This window comes from Paenibacillus sp. FSL F4-0236, from assembly GCF_038000135.1.
Taxonomy (GTDB): domain Bacteria; phylum Bacillota; class Bacilli; order Paenibacillales; family Paenibacillaceae; genus Paenibacillus_AQ.
The window spans coordinates 5,000,300-5,011,621 of the sequence record NZ_JBBOBK010000001.1 but is presented as its reverse complement, the minus strand read 5'-3'; the positions used below and the strand labels follow the sequence as shown (position 1 = coordinate 5,011,621).

Sequence of the window (11,322 nt, the reverse complement as noted above, 5' to 3'; positions counted from 1 at the left end):
TTGTAAATGAAAGGGAGTGATACTGTGTCAAATACAGAAATGCTGTCTGAACCTGTTGCCCGTCTGCAGGGAGTTACCAAGAAAATAGGCTCTAAGACGCTGGTGAGCAATTTAACGCTGGATATCCCACCGGGTCAAATATTCGGGTTTTTGGGACCAAACGGAGCAGGGAAGACGACAACAATACGAATGATGGTGGGATTAATTTCCATTAGCAGTGGGGACGTCCTGATCAGTGGTCATAGTATTAAAAATAATTATAAAGAGGCTATTGCAAGTGTTGGGGCTATTGTTGAGAATCCTGAAATGTACAAGTTTCTGTCCGGGTATCAGAATCTTAGACAATTTGCACGGATGGTACCGGGAGTCAGTAAGCAACGGATTGATGAGGTTGTGGAGCTGGTCGGGCTTGGTCAAAGAATTCATGACAAAGTGAAGACTTATTCCCTAGGTATGCGTCAGAGACTTGGAGTAGCTCAGGCGCTACTAAACCGACCAAAGTTACTGGTTCTAGATGAGCCAACCAATGGGCTTGATCCACAAGGCATACGTGAGCTTCGTGACTATCTGCGCCTACTCTGTCGTGAAGAAGGAACAACCGTATTTGTCTCCAGCCATTTACTTTCCGAAATGGAGCTCATGTGTGACAGTGTAGCCATTATTCAGAATGGGCAACTGCTTGAGGTAAAACAGCTAAAAGAGGTAGGCAATGTTACAATGCCTATCGGAGAAACCTTGTTTGAGGTTGACGATGCCGAAGCTGCACTTGCTCTCATTGGACAAGGAACATTAAAGAGCGGTGGGCTTGTAGTTGAGGCGGCACGTGAAGAAATTGCTGAGTTTAATGCCAGACTAGTGGCTGGTGGGATTAAAGTGTACAGTATCAAATCACTTGCCCGTACGCTAGAGGATCAATTCTTAGAGGTTACAGGAGGTGAAGGAATTGAGTAATTTTACAGCGTTGATACATAATGAGAACATCAAGATATATAGTCGTGCTCGCACATGGATTATGCTAATTATTCTAGCAGTGTTTAGTGCGTTTCTTCCGGCTCTTATGTATTTCACAACGGATAACCCTGCATCACGCTTAGGCGTTTGGGACAGCTTCCAAATGATAGTGAGTGTTGTATTCTTCCTGAATACGATCTTCGTTGTTGTTATAGCCGCTGACTCCGTAGCGGGCGAATTTACCTGGGGAACCATCAAAATGCTGCTGATTCGCCCGTGGAGCCGTTCCCAGATCTTGCTCTCGAAATACATTAGCATTGTGTTGTTTAGCTTGCTTTGTACTGCAGTATTGATTGTTTTTGGTTTAGCTTCATCGTTTATTTTCGCCTCTCCAACTGGAGACACACTGTCTTCGATTACAGCTTGGAGTCCTGCTGAGTATTCCTTTATAGATCTCCTATGCCGCTATGTCACTCTTTTCTTGACGGTTACGCTTGCTTTTATGATCTCTTCCGTATTCCGTGCAAGTGGATTGGCGATAGGATTATCTATGTTTATCATGTTTGCCCAAGGTATTTTCGCTGCTTTACTTAATCCGGATGTGTTCGAATGGGCAAGATATTTAATTTTCACTCATATGGATCTAAGGGTCTACATGGGATCTGATATTGGTCCAGGTGGTGCTACACTAGGCTTCTCCATTGCTGTGCTGGCAGTGTATTATGTTATATTCTTAGCAGTTTCCTGGTTTGTCTTCCGTAAACGGGACGTTGCTGGATAAAAATAGGATTAACCGGCTTCAAGCGTTTCTTCTGCTTTGGAGGAACGTTTTGCTGTCTTGTCCTTTTTCGTATTACTTTTGAGCTCACCTGCTTGTTCAGAGGTGGGCTGTTCATGCATGGCGATGGACCCATTAAGCAGGCTGCCTTCCATAATACTGAGTGCTCCTGCAGAAATATTACCGTGCAGCTCGCCAGTACCGGTCATAATGAGCCTACGGTCTGCGGTAACATCTCCATATACTTTACCAGCGATAACGATCTCTTCTGCTCTAATACTGGAGCGCACCGTGCCTTCCTCACCTACAGTGACTACACCACTGCATATAATTTCTCCGCTAAAGGTACCTTCAATCCTCAGGTTCGTATCGCAATGTACTTTACCCTCGAGCGTACCCCCATGCCCAATCAGAGAGTCAGTAGACTTGATAGAGGCACGCTGCTGCCGCTTATTCCACATGTATATATTCCTCCTAGTTCATATATTTTTACATTAACGTTTAGGGTTTAACATAATCCAATGGATCCACAGTTTTATTCTGCTTCACTACCTGGAAATGAAGATGAGGTCCTGTGCTTCGACCAGTGTTTCCAAGCAAGCCGATCTTCTGCCCCTTATTAACCTTGTCTCCCGCAGATACATTCATTGCCTGCAGATGCATATACCAGGTTTCAAGCCCGTTCGAATGCTTGATCACGACATACTTGCCTCTCGCACCCATCTGCTCGGAGGTAACGACCTCCCCGTCTAAGGCGGCATATACAGGATCGCCTAAGTTCCCGGCAATATCGACACCTGAATGGAACGCGGATAAGCCTTTGAAAGGATCTGTTCGGTAGCCGAAGCTTGAGGAGATGACCCTAGAATCGGTTGGCCAGAGTACCGCTGCATTTAGTCTGGCTTTTTCAGCTTGAGCTTTTTTTGCCTGTTGATTTGCTTGAACGTTATTCGCATGCTCCGCCAGAGTGATAGTTTGAGTAATACTTTCCACCATTTCATCGAGCATACCGTGGATCTCTTCGAAATCGTCTTTTGTTTCCTCCACTAGATTCAGCGATTCGTTCTGATAAGACGCGATATATTCTCCGCCTACCTGTGATGTGATTGTAGCTTTAAAAGATGTCTCATTTGGGATTGGCACAGCGTTACGGCTCGATAAGCCTAAGGTTGAGTTTGAAGCGGTTGATCCCTTTTTTGATTCTTTTGTTTCAGCGGCGGAGCCTTTGCTTTTGTTGATCAAAGACTGCAACTCCTGTTCCAGCGCATTTACACTCTTCAGCTTGTCTTTAATATTATCTGCCTCTTCTGATAGCTCGCTGACTTGAGTACGAAGCTGCATTAGATCCTTATCCTTGTCAGCGACCTTCATTTCCATGCGGAGATTGGTTAGTGATAGTGCGGCTGCCTCAGCTTCCAGTTGTGAGATCGACTGCGAGGCATGGAAATGCATAGAGGTGACCAGACTGGAGAGGGACAGGGCTGCTGCTGCCGGCAGGGCGAACGCAAGTGGCTTGGAGATCTGGAGTTGTTTGACTGGGCGTCCGGCATCCCTTACGACGAGCAGCGTAATCCGGTTATGATCTGGCTGACTCTTCATGGCTTCTCCTTTCTGCGGCATATGGCAGCCGCCTTACGATACACGAAGCTAACGACCTTACTTCCATTAGGCTCATCCCGAATTGTCTTACTACTCTATGTATTCCATATCTTTCAGGAACATGACAACGGTTTGTTTGAATAAAGAAAGAGAGTTACGGCAAAACCAGTAATAGAATCGTCGCAGCGAGTCTATTGGTAACTGTTTTATTAATGAAGGGGGTAGGGAATTGAAGATTTTTGCGATAATTCTAAGTCTTTTTATTATTCAGGTCGCAGTAATTGTATTTATGGAGTTTCGTCGCCCGCAAAGGGCTTTGGCGTGGTTGTTCATTTCATTCTGTTGTCCGCCGCTGGGTCTGGCATTCTATTATTTTCTGGGCCGTGATTATAGACAGAATCGAAAATTAAACAAAAGATGTACTACACTATTTCGTGAAATTCGTTCGCATGTCTCTGGCAATATTAAGGTAGTAAAGGATGTTACTGAGAGTGGGAACGCTCAGTTTGAGAATAATAAGGGTCTATTGGGTTTGCTTTCTAAGATCGCAGAAGGACCAATTACTGGTCATAACAAGAGCAGGGTATTATCATCTGCGAGAGAAGCGTATGATGCTATGCTGGAAGCTATGGAAGAAGCGAAAGAACATATACATATGGAATTTTATATTTATCGTGATGATGAGATCGGTGAGCAATTTCAAGATGTTATGATTCGGAAGGCGCGACAGGGCGTTAAAGTACGCTTGCTTTGTGATGGTCTGGGCAGTCATAAATTAAGTCGTAGGTTTATTCGAACGATGAGAAATGCTGGGGTGGAGTTCCACTTTTTTTTACCTCCGATTAGTTCTCTGTTAGACCGTCGTTTTAATTTCCGCAATCATCGGAAGATCCTGGTGGTAGATGGCCTCGTTGGCTTCACGGGTGGAATGAATATAGGGGATGATTATTTGGGGAAGGATCTCAAAATGGGATACTGGCGTGATACCCATCTGCGTCTCGAAGGAGACTCAGTATATTATATTCAGTATGTCTTCTTAAAGGATTGGAGATTGGCCTCTGGCGAAAGCACAAGCCATCCGCGTCTGTTCCCAAAACATAATTGTGAGTCACAAGAAGCCGTGCAGATTGTAGGGAGTGGTCCGGATGCTGCAATGGACGCCTCTCAAGAGATGTATTTTGCCGCCTTATGTGCAGCTAAACAGCGGATTTGGATTACTTCACCGTATTTTATTCCTGATCCTGCCATCTGCCGGGCCTTGAAAAGTGCAGTACTTCGTGGAGTGGATGTAAGAATTATCATTCCGGCGAAGCCTGATAATGTGCTTGTCTATCATGCTTCTTTGTCTTATTTAGAAAATTTACAAGACGCTGGAGTTAAATTCTACCGCTATACTAAAGGATTTATGCATGCCAAAATCATGATTATCGATAATCTGCTCGCTACAGTGGGGAGTGCAAATCTGGATATGCGCAGCTTTTATTCTAACTTTGAATTGACTGCTGTGCTGCTACATCCTGATGCTATATCCCCTCTAGTCACAGGGTTTGAGAAGGATCAAAAGCACAGTGAATTTATTGATCCTGTAAAGTTTAAGGAGAGAGGGAGAATTGTCAAACTCGGTGAAGGGCTGTGTCAGTTGTTATCTCCGCTATTATGAGCGGAAAGAGGACTAAATCTGAATTTTTCGAAGGATATAACGTGTTCCATTCATTATTAGGGCTTATTTTGTGATATAATAATTGTATAAGAAGAAATGTAAGAAAGTATAGATTATAATTATACTTCCGAATGTTTCAACACTATACTGTTAAATTGTAGGGGGAGTTCTATGAATGTGAGTCCACAAATGATTGCCAAAGAGGAAAAGAACAAGCTGCAGAAGACCGGAACACATAAAATGGCTAAGTTCGCGCAGCGAATGATCATGTTATCCATTGGGGCAGCAATGATGGCTGTTGCACTTGAGATATTCCTCGTACCGAATCAAATGATTGATGGTGGGATTACCGGTATCTCCATTATTTTATCACATCTATTCGACATTCCTCTGGGGATTTTATTGACGCTGTTAAACCTTCCGTTCTTGTTAATCGGGTATAAGCAAATCGGTAAGACCTTTGCCTTATCTACCTTATATGCAATTGTGCTTATGTCTATTGGTACTTCAATGTTGCATCATGTGAATGCCTTTACGGTTGAGCCTATGCTTGCTGCCGTTTTTGGGGGGATCATTCTTGGTGTAGGTGTAGGGTTAGTTGTACGTTTTGGCGGATCTCTAGATGGTACAGAAATTGTTGCGATTCTTGTAGCCAAGAAGCTTCCTTTCTCTGTAGGTGAAGTTGTTATGTTCTTCAACCTATTCATCTTATCCGGAGCTGGATTTGTGTTCGGTTGGAATAATGCGATGTTCTCACTAATTGCTTATTACATTGCATTCAAGGTAATTGACATTACACTTGAGGGTCTGGATCAGTCGAAATCGGTATGGATTATTAGTGATAAATTCCGTGATATCGGTGAAGCCTTGACGGAACGTCTTGGACGTGGTGTTACTTATTTAGATGGAGAAGGCGGATTTTCCGGGGAGAATAAGAAAGTGATCTTCGTGGTTATTACCCGTTTGGAAGAAGCTAAGCTTAAATCCATTGTTGAGGATTGGGATACTGGTGCATTCATCGCAATAGGTAACATTCATGATGTTAAAGGTGGCCGTTTCAAGAAGAAAGCAATTCATTAGCTTACCATCCTAAAAGGACGCCGCAGGCGTTTTAGCTTGGCACTTTAGTACTATTAACTGAAAGAAGGTATTTTTACGAATAATGGAGCAATAAATACGGTGAACAAGACTCGATATGCCGTATTCTTATACAATATACCTTCTGTCCTTGAGTGGGACGCCTGATAAGCCCGTAGCATGAAATGATGCTGCGGGCTTATTGCTGTTTTTGGGCTCATTATTCGTGGCATTCCATCCCTATGGAAGCTTAGCAATGAGTTGTTTGACGGGCTGCGGTGGCACTTTTTCCAAAAGATCTCCCATCTGTTGCAGGCGTTCCTCAATATTGAGCAGATGAAAATCAGTAGGAGATACGTTTTGCTGAACCTCTTTCCAGAGCAATGGTGTGGATACTGTAGCAAGCGGCCTGGCACGCGGTGTGTAAGGTGCAGCTAATGTTTTGCCACTGTAATGCTGGAGGTAGTCAAAATAGATTTTATCTCCCCGATTCTTCTTCAGACGCTCCAAGGTGAATAAATCGGGGTGCTTTTCAGTGACATAACGCCCCACAAAGTGTCCGATTTTTCGCAATCCATCAAAAGTAACGCCAGTCTCGATAGGAACGATGATCTGCACCCCGGTAGCCCCGGAGGTTTTGGGCACAGAGGATAAACCAAGGGAGGTTAGGACCGTCCCTACGATTGCAGTTGCTTCCATGATACGGGGCTCGACCTCACGCGACGGATCTAGATCAATCATCCATTCACAAGGCAGCTCGCTACCTACATAATGCAAAGAAGGATGAAACTCCAAAGCAGCCAGATTACCCAGCCAGATCAGCTCAGGTAAACCTTGCAGCTTGATATAGTTAATATTCTCGTGAACAGCGGTCTGGACAAAGGCTGGAAGAGGATCAGGTGCATTTTTCTGATAAAAGGACATTCCAGAGATACCATGCGGATAACGTATTACGGTTAGCAGCCGATCTCGACAATAACGCAGCAGGTAGGGAGAGAGGGCGGCGAGCTTTTCCAGATAGATCCGCTTCGTAATCCCGCAATCCGGCCATAGCAGCTTCTCTGGGTTGGTGATGGTTATCTCTTGGCCCTCTACAGTAATTGTGCCTTTGATGGCTGCTGGCATCCTGAACCTCCTCTCTGTTATAGGAATGAGGGTATTATGTGCCAGTCTGTTCCTTTTCATGAAAAAAATATTTCCAAAGTGTCCCTTTTGGATGATCATAAGAGTTATAAGGTTATACGGTTATGTGAAAGGGGAGTTTGCTGATTTTGGACGGGATCGAACACACCGTCGTTCGGGTACAGGCAGGCGAGGTAGAGTCCTATGCCCTTATCGTCGAAGCTTTTCAAAAGCCGATTTACCGCTATTGCTGCAGGCTGCTTGGGAGCCGTACGGAAGCGGAGGATGCGGTACAGGATATTCTAGTGAAGGCATATCAGCACATAGGCACATATCGCCCTATCACGAGCTTTTCTTCTTGGCTATATAAAATTGCCTATCATCATTGCCTCAGCCTGATCCGCAAACGTCAAAGACATTTGAAGATTATGGCGCTTTTTCAACCGGATCCTCCTGCAGAAAGCCCGGAACAGTTGATGGACCGTTACATATTTAACGAACATCTCACCTTTGCCCTCTTGAAATTGAAATTAGATGAACGAAATCTGTTAGTTCTGCGAATCTTTGAGGAACAGAGCTTCCCGGAGATTGCGGAGATCCTCGATAAGAATACTGATGCTGTGAAGAAGAAATACAGGCGTACGATTACAAAGCTTGGCAAAATGATGAATGCTCAAAAAGGGGGGACGGAATGGTGGGGCAACGAAGCTGTATTGAAGAGAAAATGATAAAGAAAATGGACGCATTGGGGACCTGTGACGAACTAGATGTAAGAGCAGCAGTTATGAATCGGGTAAGGGCAATTTATGATCAACAGAAAACGATGGACGGAGAAATGGCGAACCTCAGAGACGAGCTGGAGTCATTCGGAGAACCGGGAGATTCTGTTATGCAGATGCAAAAGAAGACTATCCCGCTTCCATCTAAATTTAGGAAAAGACTTCTCTCAGGGGTCTCCGCAGCTATATTGCTGGGGATGATCGGATTTGGTGCCCTTCAGCTGTCTGGACTTGGAGGTTTAACAGAACATAGTAGCCAGTCTACAATTGATATCATCAAACCTTCGGATGGTTCGATTACCCTAGTGAATAGTGGAGGAAGGGTGGTTGTCCAGACGGTGCATACTAATAATAGTAAGCCTGTTGCCACGGCCTCTCCTGCGATTGAGAAGTATCAGACTTTATTAGCGACTTATAATGAGCAGGTGCTTGCCCGCTTGAACCCCGGAGAAATGGCTGCCTATTACGTGATTGATACTGAATTCACTAAGTTGGTCAAAGGATTAGGCTATGGGAATCAATTGCAGTTCGCTTTCAATCCTCCTGTGTATTCGAAATATCAGGACTTCGTAAACGAATTAAAAGTAGCTGGCGATTTCTGGCCAGAACTGCCTTCCATACTCGACGATGGTTACGAATTCGAGCAAGCAACTTTTAAAGCCGCTTCTCCTTACGGGTCGATAGACACGGAATACAAAGAAGTTCTTGAACAATTTCAAAAGAAAGCTAAGGACGATAAAACAGGCCAAAAGCTGTTTATGGAGAAGATCGCTGTGAATGCCATAGAGAGCGCTGAGGTTTCCTACCATAAGGAGGATCAAACAATTGAACTATCCTTAAGTCAGAGGGCCTATATGGGTGGTATAACGCAAGTGTCTATCTTGGAAGGGCAGACTGCTGAAAAATGGTCACTGACAAACACCGGCAAAGAGGCGGTTTTTATTGCTGCGAGTACAGAGCAGGGGGCGCAGGCTTGGACTTCTCAGAATCGTTTGTATTGGTATGATGAAGCCAGCCAGACGATTCGTAGTCTAAATGATGGATTGAATAACATTTTAACCCGTGAACAATGGCAAGTGATTGCCAATAGTTTTATTCGCTAGCGACTGTTGTTCTATCCGCACAATATGAGAAGCTGTCTCAAAAGTAGTGAAATCTACTTGGGAGGCAGCTTTTTTTATGGAATAGGAAAAGTAATGGATTTTACTGTGCCATGTGACGATATGCCACGCGTAGTGTTCTATGCTACTGGTTGGGGCGGTGGGCGATGTGCTATGGGTGATTTACTTGTTTTAAACTAATTAGGGAAAAACTCCCTAAAAATAACCGATATTCGCTCTAAATGAACGAAATCAGGGAATTCCTCCCTAATAATCATAGGAATTTCTTTATTCGTTGCCGAATAGGCCAAATTTCAGGGAAGTTTTCCCTAATTACAAGACCGATGAACACAAATCTCTGAATTTTAGGGAGAAATTCCCCAATTACTCTATAGGTGCTTCACATATTGCATCACTTGGTGCGTCACTTGTAATGTTAAGAACAAAAAAAGAGGCTGTCCCAAAAGCCATGATGGTTGCTTGGGGCGGCCTCTTTTTTGTAAGAAAATGTCCCTTTTTCTCATGCTGGAGTGTTATAGAAGTGTAGTTGAAAACAGGGTGAGCTTACATTCACCCTTTTAGAAGGAGAGGATGTTAGAAATTGAAGCTCAATAATGATTTCAAAAAAACACTGATCGTACTCTCGGCAGCAACCTTGTTAGGAACAGGAGTAGTTGTAAGTGGGGTTGCGCCTGGCTTGTTTCTTTCGGTCGCGGCGGCAGCAGAACAGCTGACTTCAGCATCAACCGATCAGAATCCTCAAAAGGAATTACAGGCGATCGTAGCAAGCTTGAAGGAAGGTACGCTTTTGGCCTACTACGTACGTGACAAAGTCTCTAACCCTCAGGATACGATCAGCTTCTCTGGCAAAGGATTTGTTTTTAAAGACTACAAATCCTTTGCTGCTAAATTCAAAGCGTTGAAGGGTCCAACTACTCCACAGCCTGGAAATCTTCCTAAAGGCTTTGCTCTGGCGACAGCCATCATTTATCCACCGTCTGTAGCAAATGATTCAGAGCTGTATTTGCAATTAGAGCAGGAACTAAAGGCAGCAGCGGCGGCAGGTGATCCCAACAAACAGTTGTTTAGCAAGATCATCAGCTGGAGCCAGACGAACTTGTCTATGCAGCTGTATGCCAAAGGAAAAGCCAATTTTAGTATTGTAACTGGAGTGCCGCCCGCCAAACTTCCCGAAGGAGCTGTGCCTTTTGTACGAGCTTCGGAAACTAAGAAAGAACTGACGGTCAACGGTAGGAAAGTAATTCTTACAACTGATTCGGCTAAAGAAGCAAGTTTCAACACTAAGCTAGTGTGGCTGGATAAATCAGGCACGATACAATATACCCTTTCAGACAATCGGGTCAGTAAACTGACGACAAATGAAATGTTGGCTGTAGCTAAAAGCATGATCAAATAACCATGGGGTTAAAGGAGGATATTATAAAGATGATTAAAAAAAGTGCGGCTATCACGGTTTTGAGTCTGCTAGTGTTAATGAGCGCGGTAAGTGGAACAGCAGGCGCAGTGCCTGCAGGGAGCAATAATAAAAGCAAAGGTACGGTTCCGGTTGAACAGAAATCACCACCGGTATCGCCAACGATTAAGGATTTGATTGCCAAAGAATATGCTGTTCCCCTACAAACGGGAGAAATTAAGGCTCTCTATGTTAATGACAAAAAATCTAATCCAGAGGAAGATTTGAGTGTAAGCTATATGCCATACAGATTCAGCTCTATAAACGAAGCAGCACAGAAGCTATCTTCATTAAGCGGAAAGTCACTCTTGATACCAGCTTCTCTCCCAGAGGATTATAAGCTGCAGGATGTCGTTTTAAATCCAGTGCTTCCGAAGTTTTTCAGTACAGAGTATAAAACCCTCAGAGATCAGGTGAAAGCTAAAGCACAAGCTGCTGGTAAAAAAGTGATTTCACAAAGCTTAAAGTGGAGCGGTACAGAAACCTCTATCACTTATCTGCGAAATGGGGATAGATTGAATCTAAAATCAGCTCCAGCATATACACTTCCGGAAGGAGTTACTTTAGCGCAGCTGCCTGGTGACCAGGATGAAAATTTGACCATCAACGGGATTGAAGCAGTCTACACGGTGTTTGGTCCTCACCATGGAGATCTAAAAGTCCAGCTTGTATGGTCCAGTGCGGATGGAAGTATTGATTACACGCTGACGAATACGAAAAATACTGCGCAGACAAAAGCAGAGCTGGAGACCATTGTAACGAGTCTTACAGCGCAATAAGAA

At 44.1% G+C, this 11,322-nt stretch carries 11 protein-coding genes; 8 read left to right on the top strand and 3 right to left on the bottom strand.

Features of this window, described 5'->3' with window-relative positions; all coding sequences use genetic code 11:
• Positions 1–39 precede the first annotated feature (39 nt).
• Together NSQ29_RS22540 and NSQ29_RS22535 are read left to right on the top strand one after the other, a co-directional pair.
• On the top strand, positions 40–951 hold the full coding sequence (locus tag NSQ29_RS22540; RefSeq protein ID WP_339804174.1) for an ABC transporter ATP-binding protein: 912 nt from the start codon (positions 40–42) through the stop codon (positions 949–951).
• Positions 944–1,732, top strand: coding sequence for an ABC transporter permease (locus NSQ29_RS22535; protein ID WP_042185240.1), 789 nt, complete (start codon positions 944–946; stop codon positions 1,730–1,732). Before NSQ29_RS22540 ends, NSQ29_RS22535 begins: the two co-directional genes overlap by 8 nt.
• 8 nt (positions 1,733–1,740) lie before the next feature.
• Here the strand turns inward: NSQ29_RS22535 and NSQ29_RS22530 are convergent, their stop codons facing one another.
• Complete coding sequence (locus tag NSQ29_RS22530) at positions 1,741–2,190, bottom strand: bactofilin family protein (protein WP_339800819.1); 450 nt, start codon at positions 2,188–2,190, stop codon at positions 1,741–1,743.
• A 40-nt stretch (positions 2,191–2,230) separates the two neighbouring features.
• Positions 2,231–3,349 (bottom strand): peptidoglycan DD-metalloendopeptidase family protein, encoded by a 1,119-nt coding sequence (locus NSQ29_RS22525; protein WP_339269040.1) that lies wholly within the window; start codon positions 3,347–3,349, stop codon positions 2,231–2,233.
• Between the two features lie 208 nt (positions 3,350–3,557).
• Here NSQ29_RS22525 and cls point away from each other — a divergent pair, with 208 nt between their 5' ends.
• Complete coding sequence (gene cls, locus NSQ29_RS22520) at positions 3,558–4,988, top strand: cardiolipin synthase (protein WP_339800823.1); 1,431 nt, start codon at positions 3,558–3,560, stop codon at positions 4,986–4,988.
• Positions 4,989–5,228: 240 nt separating this feature from the next.
• Positions 5,229–6,068, top strand: coding sequence for a YitT family protein (locus NSQ29_RS22515; protein ID WP_231573468.1), 840 nt, complete (start codon positions 5,229–5,231; stop codon positions 6,066–6,068).
• A gap of 237 nt (positions 6,069–6,305) precedes the next feature.
• On the opposite strand, the gene ligD is transcribed toward NSQ29_RS22515, so the two are convergent.
• The gene (ligD, locus tag NSQ29_RS22510) at positions 6,306–7,190 is read right to left on the bottom strand and encodes a non-homologous end-joining DNA ligase (protein ID WP_341126133.1); all 885 of its coding nucleotides are present in this window, start codon (positions 7,188–7,190) and stop codon (positions 6,306–6,308) included.
• Positions 7,191–7,333: 143 nt separating this feature from the next.
• Here ligD and NSQ29_RS22505 point away from each other — a divergent pair, with 143 nt between their 5' ends.
• From NSQ29_RS22505 to NSQ29_RS22490, 4 genes are all read left to right on the top strand, one after another.
• Positions 7,334–7,915, top strand: a complete 582-nt coding sequence (locus NSQ29_RS22505; protein ID WP_445164927.1) for an RNA polymerase sigma factor — start codon at positions 7,334–7,336, stop codon at positions 7,913–7,915.
• Entirely contained in the window at positions 7,879–9,069 is a 1,191-nt protein-coding gene (locus NSQ29_RS22500) for a hypothetical protein (protein ID WP_341126132.1), read from the top strand. Before NSQ29_RS22505 ends, NSQ29_RS22500 begins: the two co-directional genes overlap by 37 nt.
• A gap of 598 nt (positions 9,070–9,667) precedes the next feature.
• A complete protein-coding gene (locus tag NSQ29_RS22495; RefSeq protein WP_341126131.1) occupies positions 9,668–10,483 on the top strand; it encodes a hypothetical protein in 816 nt (271 codons plus the stop codon).
• A gap of 29 nt (positions 10,484–10,512) precedes the next feature.
• A complete protein-coding gene (locus NSQ29_RS22490) occupies positions 10,513–11,319 on the top strand; it encodes a hypothetical protein (RefSeq protein WP_341126130.1) in 807 nt (268 codons plus the stop codon).
• The last annotated feature ends 3 nt before the right edge of the window (positions 11,320–11,322 follow it).